This is a genomic window from Bradyrhizobium sp. 18BD (genome assembly GCF_054185225.1).
Window position 1 is genome coordinate 87953 of sequence record NZ_JAVAYL010000014.1, and the last position, 18693, is coordinate 106645.

The 18693-nt window shown below is 64.5% G+C and carries 15 protein-coding genes; 3 read left to right on the forward strand and 12 right to left on the reverse strand.

The features are described from left to right. Window positions 1–4: 4 nt before the first annotated feature. A complete protein-coding gene (locus RAD16_RS24545; protein WP_458160555.1) occupies window positions 5–628 on the reverse strand; it encodes a TetR/AcrR family transcriptional regulator in 624 nt (207 codons plus the stop codon). A gap of 677 nt (window positions 629–1305) precedes the next feature. Between RAD16_RS24545 and RAD16_RS24550 the strand changes: the two genes are divergently transcribed. After that, entirely contained in the window at window positions 1306–4710 is a 3405-nt protein-coding gene (locus RAD16_RS24550; RefSeq protein ID WP_458160423.1) for an acyl-[ACP]--phospholipid O-acyltransferase, read from the forward strand. After that, window positions 4703–5392, forward strand: a complete 690-nt coding sequence (locus RAD16_RS24555) for an esterase/lipase family protein (RefSeq protein WP_458160424.1) — start codon at window positions 4703–4705, stop codon at window positions 5390–5392. The genes RAD16_RS24550 and RAD16_RS24555 overlap by 8 nt, the downstream gene beginning before the upstream one ends. Here the strand turns inward: RAD16_RS24555 and RAD16_RS24560 are convergent. The 5 genes from RAD16_RS24560 to tcuA form a co-directional block, all read right to left on the reverse strand. Beyond that, window positions 5385–5951 (reverse strand): disulfide bond formation protein B, encoded by a 567-nt coding sequence (locus tag RAD16_RS24560; RefSeq protein ID WP_458160425.1) that lies wholly within the window; start codon window positions 5949–5951, stop codon window positions 5385–5387. The genes RAD16_RS24555 and RAD16_RS24560 overlap by 8 nt on opposite strands. Window positions 5952–5961: 10 nt before the next feature. Then, complete coding sequence (locus RAD16_RS24565) at window positions 5962–6120, reverse strand: DUF5993 family protein (RefSeq protein ID WP_014497560.1); 159 nt, start codon at window positions 6118–6120, stop codon at window positions 5962–5964. Between the two features lie 71 nt (window positions 6121–6191). Continuing rightward, complete coding sequence (tcuB, locus tag RAD16_RS24570; protein WP_458160426.1) at window positions 6192–7298, reverse strand: tricarballylate utilization 4Fe-4S protein TcuB; 1107 nt, start codon at window positions 7296–7298, stop codon at window positions 6192–6194. A 4-nt stretch (window positions 7299–7302) separates the two neighbouring features. Then, a complete protein-coding gene (locus RAD16_RS24575; RefSeq protein WP_458160427.1) occupies window positions 7303–8331 on the reverse strand; it encodes an esterase in 1029 nt (342 codons plus the stop codon). A gap of 27 nt (window positions 8332–8358) precedes the next feature. Beyond that, window positions 8359–9750: an FAD-dependent tricarballylate dehydrogenase TcuA gene (gene tcuA, locus RAD16_RS24580; protein ID WP_458160428.1), complete on the reverse strand. Its 1392-nt coding sequence runs from the start codon at window positions 9748–9750 to the stop codon at window positions 8359–8361. 156 nt (window positions 9751–9906) lie between these two features. Between tcuA and RAD16_RS24585 the strand changes: the two genes are divergently transcribed. Continuing rightward, window positions 9907–10590: a GntR family transcriptional regulator gene (locus RAD16_RS24585; RefSeq protein WP_458160429.1), complete on the forward strand. Its 684-nt coding sequence runs from the start codon at window positions 9907–9909 to the stop codon at window positions 10588–10590. Window positions 10591–10700: 110 nt separating this feature from the next. Here RAD16_RS24585 and ybaK read toward each other — a convergent pair whose 3' ends face one another. From ybaK to RAD16_RS24615, 6 genes are all read right to left on the reverse strand, one after another. Then, window positions 10701–11174: a Cys-tRNA(Pro) deacylase gene (ybaK, locus tag RAD16_RS24590; protein ID WP_458160430.1), complete on the reverse strand. Its 474-nt coding sequence runs from the start codon at window positions 11172–11174 to the stop codon at window positions 10701–10703. A 168-nt stretch (window positions 11175–11342) separates the two neighbouring features. Next, window positions 11343–14111: a formate dehydrogenase subunit alpha gene (gene fdhF, locus RAD16_RS24595; protein WP_458160431.1), complete on the reverse strand. Its 2769-nt coding sequence runs from the start codon at window positions 14109–14111 to the stop codon at window positions 11343–11345. Then, window positions 14108–15817 (reverse strand): NADH-ubiquinone oxidoreductase-F iron-sulfur binding region domain-containing protein, encoded by a 1710-nt coding sequence (locus RAD16_RS24600; protein WP_458160432.1) that lies wholly within the window; start codon window positions 15815–15817, stop codon window positions 14108–14110. The genes fdhF and RAD16_RS24600 overlap by 4 nt, the downstream gene beginning before the upstream one ends. A gap of 247 nt (window positions 15818–16064) precedes the next feature. Beyond that, window positions 16065–16340 (reverse strand): hypothetical protein, encoded by a 276-nt coding sequence (locus tag RAD16_RS24605; protein ID WP_458160433.1) that lies wholly within the window; start codon window positions 16338–16340, stop codon window positions 16065–16067. Between the two features lie 92 nt (window positions 16341–16432). Continuing rightward, window positions 16433–18088: an OFA family MFS transporter gene (locus tag RAD16_RS24610; RefSeq protein WP_458160434.1), complete on the reverse strand. Its 1656-nt coding sequence runs from the start codon at window positions 18086–18088 to the stop codon at window positions 16433–16435. Between the two features lie 322 nt (window positions 18089–18410). Continuing rightward, window positions 18411–18686, reverse strand: coding sequence for a sulfurtransferase TusA family protein (locus tag RAD16_RS24615; RefSeq protein ID WP_458160435.1), 276 nt, complete (start codon window positions 18684–18686; stop codon window positions 18411–18413). Window positions 18687–18693: the final 7 nt, after the last annotated feature.

Here is an 18693-nt window from a genome sequence, read left to right on the forward strand (position 1 = left end):
AAGCTCACGCGCGGGCCGGCAAAATTCCAAGACCGGCGAGATGCGCGTCGAGAAACTGCTCGACCTGCTGACGCAGCATCTGCGGCGGCACCGCGATCATGCGCTCCTCGAGGCCGAGCGAGATGATCCCATGGACCGCCGAGAACAGCGTGCGCGACAGCAGCGCGATCTTCACGTCGTCCGCATCCGGTAGCACCCGCACCAAAGGTGGATGCATCAGCGCGAAGGCATCCATCACCATCTGCAGGATGTCGTCGGGATAGGGACGGTCGTCCTCCATCCGGTGTTCGAATAGCGACCGCAGCAGATTGGCGTGCTCGGCGAAGAAATCGAGATAGGTCTCGGCCAGCCCGTAGAGCTGGCGCACCGGATCCTCGGCCGGAACCCCGCGCAGCCGCACCGTCAGCGCCTGCACCGTCTCCCGATTGACCGTCAGGATCACCCCGTCGAAGTCGCCGAACTCGTTATAGACGCTGCCGACCGAGCAGCCCGCGGCCTCCGCAACGTCCCGAACCTTCAACGATCTCAATCCCTTAGTGGCAATAATGCCGCGGGCGATCTCCAGGATCTGGAGCCGGCGTCGATTTTTTTTCTGGTCCCGCAGTGATTCTTCTTGAACATTGTTCATTTTCAAGCTACTCACGTGAACATTGTTCAAATTAACCCGGAGACGACCAAAATGCAAACCCTCGCTGTTGATATCGCCACCACTTTCGTCGACGACGCCACCGCCATGGCGACCGGCCTTGGCCGCTCCCTGCTGCGGTTCGCCATGGCCCCGATCGATCGTATCGCCAATGCCTGCGACATTGCCGGCGTGCTCGCCGAGCGCCGCGCGACCTTCCGGATGTGGCGGGCGAGCCGCTCCCGCGCGCGTCACGAGGGCCGCCGGTTCAGCCTGCTCCGCCGCCTCTCGCCCTTTCGCCACCTCGCCCATCTCACCTGAGGCGGGCCGCAGCCGGTACGTTCCGGTCGGCTCGAATGCAATATCCGGTTGCAAGGAAGGACTTACCATGTCCCGACATTGGCAGCCGTTCCCGAAATCCTTGGCGATGCGGTTCAGCTTTTCCTCATCGCCCCACGCGATACCCCGACAAGCGCGACTGTTCCGCCCGAACTGCGGTCGCGGCCAGATATTTGCGAACCTAACGAGACCAGTTGGAGACCAACAGGATCAGAGGGACCGAGGGGACTGAGCAGGCGGCGATTGTCGTCACCTTGCCATCGTTCATCCACATCCTTCCGGTCGTGACGTTCACTTGCCGTGCAAACACCTCATTCTGCTTTTCCAAAACAGGACTAGTTATGATCAGGGAATTGATGTCGTCACGCCGCTTTGCGCCGCTGTTCTGGGCGCAGTTCTTCTCGGCGCTCAATGACAACGTGCTCAAGAACGCACTCGTCATCATCCTGCTTTACAGTGCAGCGACTGGTCACGGCGATGCGCTGGTGACGGTGGCCGGCGCCGTCTTCATCTTCCCCTATTTCATCCTGTCCGGGCTCGGCGGCCAGCTCGCCGACAAATACGTCAAATCCGTCGTCGCACGGCGGCTCAAATTCGCCGAGATCTTTGCCGCCGCGTTTGCGGCTGCCGGCTTCTTCATGCACTCCGTGCCGCTGCTGTTCGCGGCGCTCGCATTGTTCGGCATCATCGCCGCCCTGTTCGGCCCGGTGAAATACTCCATGCTGCCGGACCAGCTCGAGCTCGGCGAGCTCGCAACCGGCAATGCGCTGGTTGAAGGCGCGACCTTCATGGCCATCCTGCTCGGCACCGTCGCCGGCGGCCAGTTCGTGGCTGGCTCCGCGCATATGGGCTGGGTCGCATCGGCGGTCGTCGTGCTGGCCCTGCTCTCCTGGGCCTTCGCCTCCCGCATTCCGCAAACGACGCCGTCCGCGCCCGATCTGCCCGTCGATGCCAATCCCTGGACCTCGACGGTCAGCCTGCTGAAGACGCTGCATGCCGATCACCGGCTGTGGGACGGCACCGTGATCGTCTCCTGGTTCTGGCTGGTCGGCGCGATCGTGTTGTCGCTGCTCCCGGCGCTGATTAAGGATGTCGTCGGCGGCACCGAAGGCGTGGTGACGCTGTGCCTTGCGATCTTCGCGATCGGCATCGCCATCGGCTCGCTGTTCGCCGCCAGCCTCAGCCACGTTCGCCCGAACCTCGCGCTGGTGCCGATCGGCGCCATCATCATGGGCTGCGCCGGCCTCGATCTCGCCTGGGCCATCGCCGTGACCAGCAAGGGGCAGGACATCACTGCGGCCGACTTCGCGACCTCGTTCGCTGGTCTGCGCATGATGGCCGACTTCGTCGCCTTCGCGTTCGGCGGCGGCCTGTTCGTCGTCCCCTCCTTCGCCGCGGTGCAGGCCTGGTCGGCGCCGAACGAGCGCGCCCGCATCATCGCCGCCGGCAACGTGCTGCAGGCCGCCTTCATGGTGGTCGGCTCGCTGTTCGTCGCGCTGCTGCAGGCGGGCGGGTTGCATGTCGGCTGGATCTTCTTCGGCCTCGGCGTCGCCAGCTTCGGCGCGGTCTGGTTCGTGCTGACCAAGTGGGGCAAGGAGGGCGTCCGCGATTTCGGCGGCCTGCTATTCCGCGCGCTGTTCCGCACCGAGGTCCGCGGCCTCGAAAACCTGCCGCCTCCGGGCACGCGCATGCTGATCGCGCCGAACCATGTCAGCCTGATCGACGGCCCGCTGCTGCACGCCGTGCTGCCGATCGACGCCAGCTTCGCGGTCGACACCGGCATCTCCAAAGCCTGGTGGGCCAAGCCGTTCCTGCGCGTCGTCAAGCACTACACCATGGACCCGACCAAGCCGCTCGCCGCACGCGACCTGATCAAGCTGGTCGCCGCCGGCGAGCCGGTCGTGATCTTCCCGGAAGGACGCATCACCGTCTCCGGCTCGCTGATGAAGGTCTATGACGGCACCGCGATGATCGCCGACAAGGCCGACGCCGTTGTCGTGCCGGTCCGCATCGAAGGCGCGCAGCGCTCGCATCTCAGCTACCTCAACAGCAGCCAGATCAAGCGCTCCTGGTTCCCGCGGGTGACGGTCACGATCCTGCCGCCGGTCAAGCTGCCGGTCGATCCGGCGCTGAAGGGCAAGGCGCGCCGCAACGCCGCCGGCGCCGCGCTCCAGGACGTCATGATCGACGCAATGGTCAAGAACGCCATGCTCGATCACACGCTGTTCGAGGCGCTCGGCCACGCCTATCGCGACCGCGACACCGGCAAGGTCATCATCGAGGACGCGCTCGGCACCAAGCTGACCTATCGCAAGCTGATCCTCGGCGCGCAGGTTTTGAGCCGCAAGCTCGAGACCGGCACGATGGCGGGCGAGAATGTCGGCGTGCTGTTGCCGAACTCCGCGGGCGTCGCCATCGTCTTCATGGCGCTGCAGAGCATCGGCCGCGTCCCGGCGATGCTCAACTTCTCCGCCGGCCCGGTCAACGTCCTCGCCGCCATGAAGGCCGCGCAGGTCAAGACCGTGCTGACGTCGAAGGCCTTCATCGAGAAGGGCAAGCTCGACAAGCTGATGGCCGCGATCTCCGCCGAGGCCCGCGTCGTCTATCTCGAGGACGTCCGCGCCTCGATCGGAACAGTCGACAAGATCAAGGGCCTGCTCGCAGGCACCGCGCCGCGCGTCGTCCGCCAGGCCAACGATCCCGCCGTGGTGCTATTCACGTCCGGCTCGGAAGGCACGCCCAAGGGCGTGGTGCTGTCCCACCGCAACATCCTCGCCAATGCGGCGCAGGCGCTGGCACGGGTCGATGCCAACGCCAATGACAAGGTGTTCAACGTGCTGCCGGTGTTCCACTCATTCGGCCTGACGGGCGGAATGATGATGCCGATGCTCGCGGGCATTCCGATCTACATGTATCCCTCGCCACTGCATTATCGCATCGTGCCCGAGCTGATCTACCAGACCGGCGCCACGATCCTGTTCGGCACCGACACGTTCCTCTCCGGCTATGCACGCTCGGCGCATGCCTACGACTTCCGCACCCTGCGCCTGGTGATCGCCGGCGCCGAAGCGGTCAAGGACCGGACGCGCCAGGTGTTCATGGAGCGTTACGGCATCCGCATCCTCGAAGGCTATGGCGTCACCGAGACGGCGCCGGTGCTGGCGATGAACACGCCGATGGCCAACCGCCCCGGCACCGTCGGCCGCCTCTCGCCGCTGATGGAAAGCCGCCTCGATCCGGTCCCCGGCATCGAGGAGGGCGGACGTCTCTCGGTGCGCGGGCCGAACGTGATGCTTGGCTACTTGCGGGCCGAAAATCCCGGCGTGCTCGAAGTGCTCCCCGAGGGCTGGCACGACACCGGCGACATCGTGGCGATCGACGCCGCCGGCTTCATCACCATCAAGGGCCGCGCCAAGCGCTTTGCCAAGATCGCGGGCGAAATGGTTTCGCTGTCGGCGGTCGAGAGCATCGCGACGACGCTATGGCCGCAGGCCGCCTCGGTCGCCGTGTCGATCCCCGACCAGCGCAAGGGCGAGCGCATCGTGCTGCTGACGACGGAGAAGAATGCCGAGCGCAGCGCGATGCAGGCCCAGGCCAAGACGATCGGCGCATCCGAGCTGACTGTGCCGGCCACGATCATGGTGCTCGACAAGGTGCCGCTGCTCGGCACCGGCAAGACCGATTATGTCACGGCAACGACGATGGCCCGCGAGCAGGCGTCCTCGCCGGAGCGCGAGGTTGCGTAAGACCCAACCCATCGCCGTCGCATCGGATGTCCGATGCGACGGCGTGGTCTTGCTTCACGGCATCGGGGTCGGCTCCTGGACGCTGAAGAAGCTCGAACGAACGCTGCAGCGCCACGGCTTTGCGACGCTCAACCTCGACTATGCCAGCCGCAAGAAGCCGCTCGAACAGCTTGCGGAGGACATCCACGCGCCGGTGGCCGCCTTTGCCGATCGATGCGGTGGCACGCTCCACTTCGTCGGCCATTCCATGGGCGGCCTGCTCGCGCGGGTCTACATTGCCAGACACCGGCCGGCGCGCCTCGGCCGCGTGGTGATGCTGGGCACGCCCAACAACGGCAGCGAGGTCGCCGATCTCCTGAAGGATCTCTCCGTCTACCGCGCGGTTTTCGGACCGGCTGGCCAGCAACTGACGACCATCCCGGCCCCCGTGCTTATCGACCTGCCGTCGCCCGATTATCCGGTCGGCATTATCGCGGGGTGTCGCACCATCGCGCCGATCGCCTCGGCTTTCGTCCTGCCACGTCCAAACGACGGCAGGGTTTCAGTCGCGAGTGCGAAGCTGGCCGACATGGCCGACCACATCGTCGTCAAGGCGTCTCACACCGGACTGCCGCGCCACTCTGTTGCGATCGAGCAGACCATCGCGTTCCTGCACAATGGCCACTTTACGCCGGTCACCTGAGCAGGAGATAGCGGACCGGGTTGTCGTCGCACTGACCTGCCCCGCATTCCAGCACGGTGGACAGCAGGTTTGCGGCCACCAGCAACGCGAAGATGGCGAACACCGCGCTCGATACCGGCCCGCGCATCGGCACGGCGCCATCGCGATCGCAGGTCACATCCTTCAGGACGAAGACCAGCGCGACATAGCAGACAATGCCGAGGGCCGCGATCAGCGCCCAGGTGTAGAAATGCAGCCCCAGCAGCGCCGAGCCATATCCGGGATCGCCAGGCGCGAGATGCAGCGACACCTGCCGCATCGAGATGAAGCCGGTGACGAGGCTCGCGATGAGGATCATCGCGTAGTGCGACGGACGCTCGCCGAACCGCATGTTGAGCAGGAACCCCATCCCGATCGCGATGAACCCGGCCCGCTGCAGCAGGCAGAGCGGACATGGCAACTCGCCGAGCGCAAGCTGATAGAAGAATGCGACGGCCAGAACGAGCGATATCCCGAGCAGCCCGAGCACATTCAGGATCGCGCCGACAGATCGTTGCTCGCTCATATCCATCGTGCTCATCTCGTCCCCGTCAGAACGAGAATTTCAGCGGATCGGTCGCGTGGTGGAAGAACCATGCGACAGTAACGACGATCGTTGCGCTCCAGAGCGCGTAGCTCAGCCCCGCGCGCGAACGCCAGACTGACGCGCAGCCTGCCAGCGCCAGCAGAAAAGGCAGAAACATGTACATGAGCGCGGGCTCCCCAGGCGATTCGCGCATCACGCGAACGGCTCAAGAGATACGTCAGCCCTGCATACCCCTCAAGAGCCGGCTTCGCTGCGCCGCTCCTGCGCGTAACGCACCAGCGCTACGAAACGATAGATGCCGTGCACGAACTTGCCGTAGGGCATGGTGATGAACAGTGCGAACACCGCGCCGAGATGCAGCGCCAGCAGCGGTCCCATGGCGGCGGTCTCGCGCAGGATCAGGAGCAGCATGCCGGTGAAACCGGTCAGGAACAGCATGGCGATGAAGCCGACATCCATGCCGTAGCGGTTCTCGTCGAGCAGCGCCGGATCGCGGCGCGTTTTCGCGAGGAACAGGCCAATCGGACCAACGACGAGCCCGATGCCGCCGAGCGTGCCAAGCACCACGGGCAGATCCCACACCGGATACGGCGCCTCCCGGCCGAGCAGATAGTGGTACAGCGTGGCCACAGAGGTCGCGGCAAAGCACAGCAGGAAGCCGTAGAACGTCAAATGATGGAAAAGCTTGCGCCGGTCGGTCGGCTTATCGTCCTCGTTGTAACAGCCGACGCCGCCGCCATGGAGATAACGCAGCTCCCCGGCATCGCGGATCGCCTGGAAGATCGAGCCCCCGTCGGCGTACCCACCGATCGGCGTACCGATGTCGCGCCAGAACGCGCGCACGCTCATGACCAGCGCGAGGATGGCATAGAGGAAGGCGGCGCTGAACAAGGCGGCCATCGCGTTGTGTGGCATCAGCTTGTAGAAGGCGCCGGGGCCGGTGTGCACGCCGAACAGCACGCTGCGGTCGTTCAGCGCGGCGAAGCCGAGGATGAAGGCTGCCATGCTGAGCGCGGCGATGATACTGATGACGAGCCCATTGCGCGCGAAAGCGCCGGACAACGCCTGCGGCCAGGCATAGGCCGCGTAGGATTCGGCGCGCGCCACCGCCAACGTCTTCGGAACGTTGACGTTGAACTCGTGCGGCGGCGAGAACTGGCAGTCAACGTAGCAGGCGCCACAGGAATGGCAGAGGTTGGCGAGATAGTTGAGATCGCCGTCGGAGAAGGCGCGGCGCATCTCCATGGCCGGAAAGACCGCGCAAAGACCCTCGCAGTAGCGGCAGGAATTGCAGACCGTCATCAGACGGTCGGCTTCGTCCAAAATTCTTGTTCCGTGCATGGCTTTACTTCGTCAGGCCTTTCCCCTCGAGCCATTTCTGGATCAGGCTCGCGACCTCGAGATTGTTCTTGTCCATCATCACCAGATGCGAATTGCCTTTGATGCCGGCTTGCGGGAGGTCGACGATGTCGACGCTGCCGCCGGCGGCCTTGATGGCGTCGGCAAAGGCGATGCCGTTGGCGCGGATCTTGGGCCAGCGCGAGTCGCGCTCGATATAGTCGCCATAGATGATGAGAGTCGGGATGTTCTTCAGCACATCCGCCTTGGCGAGATCGCCGACGCCGGCCGGCTCGATCGCGATCAGCGCCTTGACCTTGTCAGGCCGGGCCTGCGCGACCTTGAAGCCGAAGCTGCCGGCCTGGCTATGGAACAGGATCACCGAGGGGCCGACGCGATCGATCTCGGCGATATAGGCGGCGATGGTCGCATCGTCAGTCGTGGTCCAGCGCGGCACGTTCTGCTTGACGAAATTCTCGTAGCCCTCGACCGGAAACTGGTTACCCGGCAACACTTTTCGCTTGGCAGGATCGGGATCGTAGGAGTTCGGCCCGTCGCCGATGCGGAAACGCTCGAACGGATTGGCCGTGGTGAGGAAGACCGGCTCGCTCTTGAAGATGTCGGGATATTGCGCCCAGCCAGCGCGTCCGCGTTCCACCGCGTCGGAGTTGTAGACCGCCCATCCCTTGCGCAGGAAATAGTTCAACCAGCCTTCGCGTCCGTCGGGCGTGGTCTCATAGGTGACACCGGTCAACCCACCGCCATGCCACATCAGCAGCGGATAGGCCCCCTTCTCGTTCGCCGGCAGGAAGTACTGCACGTACATCTGCTCGACCTGATAGGTGCCGTTGGGATCGACCTTGGCCGGCACCCCGCCGGGCGAAAACACGACCTCCTTCACGGGCTTGCCGGAGATTTCGACGAGACGTCCGCCGACATGGAACGAGCCCATGTCACGCAGAGTGATCGGCTCGGCGGCGCGGGCCTCGCCAAGCATCAGCAGCGCCGCGATCGAAGCAATGGCAATACGTGACATGATTCCTCGCTCTGTCGTTTCTTCTGTCTAGTTCTTGGCGTTGCGTGCCGCTTCCCGTCCCGCGATCCGACCGAACACACTGCCGATGGTCATGCCCATGCCGGCGGCATAGCCCTTGCCGAGCACGTTGCCGGCCATGATCTCGCCGGCCGCGAACATGTTGGCGGAGGGCTTGCCATCAGCCATCAGCATCCGCGCCTCCTTGTTCACGCGCGTGCCGAGATAGGTGAAGGTGATGCCGGGCCGCACCGGATAAGCAAGATAAGGTGGTGTCTCGATTTTACGCGCCCAGTGCGTCTTCGGCGGCGTGATGCCTTCGGTCACGCAGTCATCCAGGATCGTATGATCAAACGTGCCTGGCCGCACCGCCGCGTTGAATTCGGTGATGGTCTTTTCCAGCGCCGCCGGATCGAGCTCGAGCTTGCCGGCAAGCTCGGCAATCGTCTGCCCGGCAATCGGCGGGAACAGCGTCGGCATGAAGCTCGTGACCACGGTGGAATCGAAAATGATGTAGGCGATCTGGTCCGGCTGCGCAGCGACCAGCCGACCCCAGATCGCGTAGCGCTTCGGCCAGATGTCCTCGCCCTCGTCGTAGAAGCGCTGGGCGTGCTTGTTGACGACGATGCCGAACACGACGGAGTCGTGGCGCGTGATGATGCCGCCGTCGAATTTCGGCGCGCGAGCGTCGATCGCGACTGCGTGGCACTGGGTGGGATCGCCGACCTCCTGCACACCCTTGTCGAGCAGCATCTTCAGGATCGAGCCGCGATTATAGGGGGTGCCGCGGATCAGGAAATTGTCGGCGGCCTCGCCCCAATATTGCTTCAGCCATTCGATGTTGGCCTCGAACCCGCCGGCCGCGGCCACCAGCGAGGTCGCACGGATCTCGGTCTCGCCCCTGATCGGCCGCTTGAGCCGCGCGGCGAGAAACATGCCATCCTCGATCACGAGGTCGGTGACTTCGGCGTCGTATTCGACATCGACGCCGAGGCGTTCGGCGGTCAGGTACAGCGCATTCAGCATCGCCCGGCCACCGCCGAGGAAGAAGGAATTGGTGCGGCCGAGGCTCAGCGTGCCGCCGAGCGAGGGCTGCCAGCGCACGCCCTGCTCCACGATCCAGTTCAGGATGTCCTTGGACTCGCGGATCATGTGGCGCGCAAGCACCTCGTCGGTCTGCCCGCCGGTGACGCGCAGCAGGTCCTCCCAGAACTCGTCCTCGGTGTAGGGGCCGGTCAGGATTTCGGTGGCAGCATCATGGGCGCAGCGCATGTTGCGGGTGTGGCGGGTGTTGCCGCCGCGATAGAATTTTGGCGCGCCTTCGAGCACGAGGACGGAGGCACCGCCGCGGCGCGCCGAGATCGCCGCGCACAGCGCTGCGTTGCCGCCGCCGATCACCAGCACGTCGTATTTGCTGCTCATGCCGTCTGCCCGATGCGACGAAGTTAGAGACATTCTGCCCGCCGGCGGCCCCGGTCAACCGCACCGCCGTTGCGTACTTTTGTATACAAAGATATACAGTATTGGCGCAAGCGGCATCTCTGCATGGGCAGGATGCGCTTAGCGTTCCGAGGGAACATGGCAAGGCGCCCGGCAAAGGCAGGCGGATCGATCACGCGCGGCGCCGGCGTCGCGCTGGGCGAAGCCGTATTCCGCTCGCTCTGCGAGGCGCTCCAGGCCGGCAGTTACCGCGCCGGCGATCGCCTCCGCGAGGAGGAAGTGGCGCAGCGGCTGAAGGTCAGCCGCACGCCGGTGCGCGAAGCCTTGGGCCGGCTCGCCGCGCGCGGCTTCGTCGAGCCCGCCGGCGGGCGCGGGCTCATTGTCCGCAACCTCGACATTTCCGAGGTGCTCGAGCTCTACGCCATGCGCGAGATCATGGAAGGCGCCGCCGCGCGCCTCGCCGCCGAGCATGCCTCGGCGCCGGAGGTCGACGCCCTCCGGGATATCGAGCAGGCCTTTGTCGAGGCGTCCGCGACCGACGCCGCCGAGATGGCGAAGCTCAACCGCGCCTTCCACGAAGCGGTCTGCCGCGCCGCGCGCAACCGCTATCTCGACAATGCTTCCCGCGAATTGCAGGACTGGATCGCGCTGCTGGGCCCGACCACTTTCACCGTCACCGGCCGTCCCTCGACCAGCCACACCGAGCACCAGGCCATCATCGACGCCATCACGGCGCGCGACGGCGACAAGGCCGAGCAACTCGCACGCGCGCACATCCGCGAGGCGCTGCGCTGCCGGCTGAAGCTGCTGCAGAAGCAGTAGGCAGGAGCATGATCCGGAAAAGTGCGCAGCGGTTTTCCGGAAAGATCATGCTCAAACCACAACCTGAAGCGCGATGATGATTCATCCAAATCTCATCGCGCTTTAGCCGCTCACGCCAGCACGTCCGCGGCGACCGCTTTCGTGACGTCTCGCACATCCGTGGGCTTGAGCCGCACCTGCAAGCCGCGCTGGCCACCGTTGAGATAGACGAGGTCATGCGCGAGCGCGCTCTGCTCGATCACGGTAGCCACCTGCTTGCGCTGCCCGAACGGGCTGATGCCGCCGACCTTGTAGCCGGAGAGGCGCTCGGCCTCGGGCGGCTTCATCATCTGCGCGGACTTGCCGCTTACGGCTGCGGCAAGCTTCTTCATCGAGACTTCCTGGTCGGACGGAACGACGACGCAGACCGGCTTGCCGTCCACCAGCGCCATCAGCGTCTTGAGGACGCGCCCGGGGTCCTCGCCGAGCGCAGCGGCAGCCTGGAGGCCGATGCTCTCGGCGTCAGGATCGTAGTCGTAGGTGTGAACCGTGAAGGCAACACCGGCGGCCGTGAGCGCGCGCGTGGCGGGAGTGACTTTGGACATGCGCTATCTCTGCGCCGTCATTGCGAGGAGCGCAAGCGACGAAGCAATCCAGAATCCCCGCAGTGGAGGCAGTCTGGATTGCTTCGCGGAGCCTGTCATCGGGCCGCGCTTCGCGCGGACCCGGTGGCTCGCAATGACGGCGTTAGCACAACGGCCGCTAAACTGCCCCTACTCCGCCGCGTCCCGCATCTCCGCGCGCTCGGCGCGCACCGCGCAGAACTTGAATTCCGGGATCTTGCCGAACGGATCGAGCGCCGGGTTGGTCAGGAGATTCGCCGCGGCTTCCGCGTAGCAGAACGGCATGAACACCATATTCTCGGGCACGTCGCGGTCGGAGCGGACCTTGACCTCGACGGCGCCGCGGCGGGTCTCGAGGCGGATGAAATCGCCGGGCATGAGCTTCTTCCTGCGCATGTCCTTCGGCGACATGAACGCGACCGCCTCCGGCTCGATCTGATCGAGTACCTGCGCGCGGCGCGTCATCGAGCCGGTGTGCCAGTGCTCCAGCACGCGACCGGTCGACAGCACCATCGGATATTCGTCGTCGGGCACTTCGTCGGGCGGAATGACATGGGCCGGCACGATTTTGCCGCGACCACTGGCGGTCGGGAAGCCCGTGGTGAAGATGATCTCGTTGCCGGGCTTGTTCGGATCGTCGGCCGGATAGGTGACGGCGCCTTCGCGCACCAGCCGCTCCCAGCTGATGTTCTTGAGCGACGGCATCAGCTCCGCCATCTCGGTGTAGACATCGCCCGGGCCGGAATAATTCCAGGGCAGGCCCATGCGCTTGCCGATCTCCTGGATGATCCAGAGATCCTGCCGGGCGTCGCCCGGCGGCTTGATCACCTGGCGCGCGAGCTGCACGCGGCGATCGGTGTTGGTGAAGGAGCCGTCCTTCTCGGCGAAGGCCGAGGCCGGCAGGATGACATCGGCGTGGAACGCGGTCTCGGTGACGAAGAGATCCTGCACCACGAGATGATCGAGCATCGCGAGCGCCTGACGCGCGTGCTGCAGATCCGGGTCGGACATCGCGGGGTTTTCGCCCTCGATGTACATGCCATTGATCTCGCCGGCGTGGATCGCGTTCATAATCTCGACCACGGTCAGACCGCGGACGGGATCGAGATCCTGCTGCCACAATTTCTCGAAGGCGCCGCGCATGTCGTCGCGACCGACCGGCTGATAATCCGGCAGGAACATCGGGATCAGGCCGGCGTCGGAGGCGCCCTGCACGTTGTTCTGGCCGCGCAGCGGATGCAGGCCGGTGCCGGGACGGCCGACCTGGCCGGTGATCAGCGCCAGCGCAATCAGGCAGCGCGCATTGTCGGTGCCGTGAACATGCTGGCTGATGCCCATGCCCCAGAAGATGATCGAGGATTTTGCCCGCGCATAGGTTCGCGCCACCTCGCGCAGCGTCTGAGCCGGGATGCCGCAGATCGCCTCCATCTTCTCCGGCGTGAACTCCTTGATCTTCTCCTTGAGGTCCTCGAACCCTTCGGTGTAGCCGGCGATGTATTGGTCGTCGGTCAGGCCTTCGGTGATGATCGTGTTGATCATCGCGTTCAGCATGGCGACGTCGGAGCCCGGCTTGAACTGCAGATGCTTGGTCGCGTGGCGCGACAGCGACTGCCGGCGCGGATCCATCACGAACAGCTTTGCGCCGTTCTGCTTGACTGCGTTCTTGATGAAGGTCGCGGCGACCGGATGGTTCACGGTCGGGTTGGCGCCGATCACGATGATGACCTCGGCATCCATCGCAGCCGAGAACGGCGCCGACACCGCGCCCGAGCTCAGGCCCTCGAACAGCGCCGCCACCGACGAGGCGTGGCACAGGCGGGTGCAGTGATCGACATTGTTCGAGCCAAAGCCGGTACGCACCAGCTTCTGGAACAGGTAGGCTTCTTCGTTCGAGCCCTTGGCCGAGCCGAAGCCCGCCAGCGCCTTCGCGCCTTTCTCGTCGCGGATCTTGACGAGCCCCTTAGCGGCGAGGTCGAGCGCCTCTTCCCAGCTCGCTTCACGGAAATGGGTGAAGGGATTGGCGGGATCGACCTGGTCGTTGGAATCCTTCTTCGCATTCGGCAGCCGCACCAGCGGCTTTGTCAGGCGATGCGGATGGTGGATGTAGTCGAAGCCGAAGCGGCCCTTGACGCAAAGACGGTTGTGATTGGCTGGGCCGTCGCGGCCCTCGGCATAGATCACCTTCTCGTCCTTGACCTCGTAGGTCACCTGGCAGCCGACGCCGCAGAACGGGCAGAGCGAATCCACCTTCTTGTCGGCATAGGTAACGCGGGTCTGATTCTCGTCGAGCATCACCGCCGGCATCAGCGCGCCGGTCGGGCAGGCCTGCACGCACTCGCCGCAGGCCACGCACGTGGACTCGCCCATGGGATCGTCGAAGTCGAACACGATCTTGGCGCCATGGTTGCGGTAGGCCATGCCGATGACGTCGTTGACCTGGACCTCGCGGCAGGCGCGTACGCAGAGGCCGCACTGGATGCAGGCATCGAGATTGACGCGCATCGCCGGGTGGCTGGCGTCGGTCGCCCAGCGCTCGGCGGCGGGGAAGCGGCTCTCGGTGACCCCCGTGGTTTCGGCCCAGTGCCAGAATTTCGAATCGGGATCGTGCGAGGTCTCGCGCGCCGGTTGGTCAGCGACCAAGAGCTCCATCACCATCTTCTGCGCCGAGACCGCACGCGCGGACTCGGTCTTCACCTTCATGCCGACCGACGGTGTGCGCTTGCACGATGCGGCCAGCACGCGCTCGCCCTCGATTTCGACCATGCAAGCGCGGCAATTGCCGTCGGGGCGATAGTCGGGCGCGGGCGAATAGCACAGATGCGGAATCTCGCGGCCCTGGCGTTTGGCGACCTGCCAGATCGTCTCGCCGGGTTTGGCCTCGACCTGCTTGCCGTCGAGCTCGAACGTAATCTTCGTCATTCGGCCGCTTCCTTGAACTCGTCAGGGAAATATTTGATCACGGAGGACAGCGGATTCGATGCCGCCTGGCCGAGCCCGCAGATCGAGGCATCGCGCATCGCCTGGCTCAATTCTTCCAGCAAGGCACGGTTCCAGACCGGCTTCTGCATCAGCAGCGCCGCCTTCTGGGTTCCGACGCGGCATGGCGTGCACTGGCCGCAGCTTTCGTCCTCGAAGAACTTCATCAGGTTCAGCGCGGCCGCACGCACACTGTCCTTCTGCGACAGGACCACGACCGCGGCCGAGCCGATGAAGCAGCCGTATTTCTCCAGCGTGCCGAAATCGAGCGGGATGTCGTCCATCGACGCCGGCAGGATGCCGCCGGACGCACCGCCCGGCAGATACGCGTAGAACTGATGGCCGTCGGCCATGCCGCCGCAATATTCGTCGATCAGCTCGCGGATGGTGATGCCCGCAGGCGCGAGCTTCATGCCGGGATTTTTCACGCGGCCCGAGACCGAGAAGCTGCGCAGGCCGTGGCGTTCGTGACGGCCATTGCCCTTCCACCAATCGGCGCCCTTCTCGACGATGTCGCGCACCCACCACAGCGTTTCCACATTGTTGATGAGCGTCGGCAGCCCGAACAAGCCGACCTGGAACGGATAAGGCGGCTTGTGCCGGGGCAGCCCGCGCTTGCCCTCGATACTTTCGAGCAGCGAGGACTCTTCGCCGCAGATGTAGGCACCGGCGCCGCGGCGCATGTGCAGCGTCGGGCCGCCCGCGGGAAGTTTCGCGATCTCGCGCACAAGAATCTCGCGCGAGGCCGGATATTCGTCGCGCAGGTAGATGTAGATATCGGAGGCCTGCACCACATGCGCGCCGATCAGCATGCCCTCGATGAAGCGATGCGGATCGCTTTCGAGATAGATGCGGTCCTTGAACGTGCCGGGCTCGCCCTCGTCGCCGTTGATCGCCATCAGCCGCGGACCGGGCTCACCGAGTACCGCGCGCCATTTGCGCCCCGTGGGGAAGCCGGCACCGCCGAGACCGCGCAACGAGGCGTCGTCGAGCCCCTTCAGCAGATCGTCTTTCGACAGTTCGCCCGAGCGCACGCGATTAAGCAGCTTGTAGCCGCCGCCGGCGACGTAAGCGTCGTAGTCGATATATTTGGGCAGATGCGCGTGAGTGTCACCGGCCTTCGCCGCCGCCATGACATTGGCGACCGTGGCGTGGTCGACGAAATTGTGGCCGACTTCCGCGGCCGGCGCAGTATCGCAGCGGCCGACGCAGGGCGCGCGCACGACGCGGATGCCGGGACCGGAGGCGCTCTGCAGATCCTCGAGCAGCTTTTCGCCGCCGAGCATCGCGCACGTGAGCGAATCGCAGACGCGGATCGTCAGCGGCGCGATGTCGGGCTCGCCTTCCTTCACCACGTCGAAATGTGCGTAGAAGGTCGCGGTCTCGAACACTTCGGCGAAGGCAAGCTTCATCTCGTCAGCAAGCGCAGCAAGATGCGCAGCCGAGATCTGGTGATACTTGTCCTGGATCAGGTGCAGATATTCGATCAGGAGATCGCGCCGCCGCGGCCGATCGCCGAGCAATTGCTCGATCTCATGCGCGGCGGTCGGATCGACCTGCCGGCCCTTGGGCGTGGCCTTGGCGCGCCGGCGCCCCTCGCCTGGATGCTCGAATTCTCTAACCTTGTGAACGTCGTCGTTGCTGCTCATGGAAACGTCGCGTTCTCCTCAAAAGCCCGATGACCTCAGCGCGGATTGCCATCGCGATCCGCCCCTATTTCCAGGCCTGACACCCGGGAACCGCGTCGCCCGCGTCCCCTAAATCAGGCCTCATTCCACACAACTCTAGCCTCTGGTATACCAGATTCCAACCAAATTTAGAACGTCTCTATAATCATTTAGGGGCGGACAGCCGCCCTGACACGCCCCCTTACGCAAACGCGATAAGGAACCTCGCTCACGTCTTGTTCATGCACTCTTCGATGTAGAACCAGCGGTCGTCGCCGATCAGCCCCTTGGACTTCACGTCCGCACGGCAAGCTTTCAGCTTCGGCCTGTTGGCCGACCATTTGACCTTCATGTCCTTCAGCTTCTGCATGGTCAGCTTGACCTTGCCGGGCTTGGCTTCAGCCGTTGCAGCAGGCGCCGCCGGCGGCGTCGCGGTCTGCGCGGATGCGGCATGAAGACCGGCAACGAGCAACACGGCCGCAAGGCAAATTCGGGTGCGATGCATTTTAATCCCCCTAAGTCCCATTCCTGATGATGTCTGAAAGGCGAACGCCGCGGGACGCACTGATGAGCATCCCGCGACCGTGTCGATGGCGATCAGAATATCTTGACCGCGCTCTCCAGCGTCTTCCAGACACCCCAGAGCAGGGGAACGCCGACGAAGGCCCAGAACAACGCCGCCTTGGCGTCAAGCCCGCCAAACCCGATGCCGTAGGAGCCATGCGGCCCCGCAGCAGCAGCGCTGGCGCTCGCCGCCTGCATTTTGGCGACGTCGGCCTCCTTCATGTGCCACTTCGAATCGACCGGCTTGATCAGGTAGTTGCAGATCAGGCCCGCGATCAGCATCGCACAGAGGATGTACATGGTGGTGTTGTAGAGCTGGTCGCGCGGCACGCCCGCCGCGAGCTGGAATTCGCGGATGTAGTTGACCACGACGGGGCCGATGATGCCTGCGGTCGACCATGCCGTCAGCAGACGGCCGTGGATGGCGCCGACGAACTGCGTGCCGAACATGTCGGCGAGATAGGCCGGCACGGTCGCGAAGCCGCCGCCATACATCGACAGGATGATGCCGAAGCCGAGCACGAAGAGCAGCTTCGAGCCCATCGCCGCGAAGGTCGGCGCCGCCGCGTAGAGCACGATGCCGAGGATGAAGAACGTATAGTAGGTGTTCTTGCGTCCGATCTTGTCTGACAGCGACGCCCAGAAGAAGCGGCCGCCGATGTTGAACAGCGACAGCAATCCAGCAAAGCCCGCGGCGATCGCCGCGATCTGCGCCTTCTGCCCCGCATCGAGCGCGTTGAAGCCGACATCCGGCAGACCGATCAGCTTGCCGGCGAAGATCTCCTGCAGCATGGGCGAGGCCATGCCGATCACGCCGATGCCGGCCGACACGTTCAAGCACAGCACCCACCAGATCAGCCAGAACTGCGGCGTCTTGTGCGCGTCGTTAAGATGAACGTTGTTCTTCGAGATCATCGCGTTGGCCTTGACCGGCGGAGTCCAGCCCTCGGGCTGCCAGCCGGGCGGCGGCAGGCGATAGCGGAACGCGCCGATCATCATGAACACGAAGTAGATGACGCCCATCGCGACGAACGTCTCCCAGACGCCGACCGAGGTCGGGCTCTTGAAGTAGTTCATCAGGAGGTTCGCCAGCGGCGCGCCGATCATGGCGCCGCCGCCGAAGCCCATGATGGCCATGCCGGTCGCCATGCCGCGGCGGTCGGGGAACCACTTCACCAGCGTCGACACGGGCGAGATATAACCGAGGCCGAGACCGACGCCGCCTATCACACCCGAACCCAGCCATAACAGCCAGAGCTGATGGGTGTAGACGCCGATTGCACCGAGGAAGAGGCCGCCGCACCAGCACAATGCCGAGACGAAGCCGGCCTTGCGCGGACCGACACGCTCCAGCCAGCCGCCCCAGACCGCAGCGGCGATACCGAGCAGAACGAAGAACAGCGTGTACATCCATCCCATGCTGGCGACCTTCCAGTCGCAGCTGGTCGTGAACAGCTCCTGGAACAGCGAGATATCCCCGCAGGTCTTGGGCGCGGTCAATCCAATCGCGCGCGACAGCGGCAGCCAGAACACCGAGAAGCCGTAGGCCATGCCGATGCAGAGATGGATGCACAGCGCCGCGGGCGGCACCAGCCAGCGATTGAAGCCGGCAGTCGCGATGGTTCGCTCGCGATCAAGAAAGCCCGCTCCGGCGCCTGAAAGTGTTCCAGCGCTCTCGATTGTTGACATGTAGTCCTCCCCTGCAGTTGCCCTTCTGAGCAAGCCTGCCGCTACAATCCCGTTCCTCAGCCCGTTGCAGGCGCAGCCGTGGTCCCTGCTGCCCCGCACAATCATGCGACGCGCGCCAGGATCACCACGCGCATCCGAGAAGTTAACCCCTGAAGCGGGGCTCTATGCCGATACACCGTGCAGGCTTCTGACATGTGTCCCGTTCGTCCGCGTATCGCAGACAAGACTCAACCTCCGCGCCTGCACGGAGAAAGTCAATTGGGGCAGAAGCCATGCTTGATGTCGATAGATAAAAGGTAGGTATCAGCAGAGTGACCGTGCACTACGAACGCAGCGCACCATTCGTTTTCTCTATCGAGCCATCGATCTTTTCTATCAAGAACACGATGCGCGTCTCGTTACGCTCCGTGATCTCCACCGTGTCGCCCGTCTCGCGGATGAGGTTCGGAATGTCAATCACCGACAGCGGATCGGTGCAGTGCACTTCGAGCTGATCACCCGGCTGCAACGGTTTCAGCGCCTTGCGCGTCTTCAGCGCGGGCAGCGGGCACTTCAGCCCGGTGAGATCGAGAGTCGTTCTTGTCTTCATTCTAGTCATGGGCGCA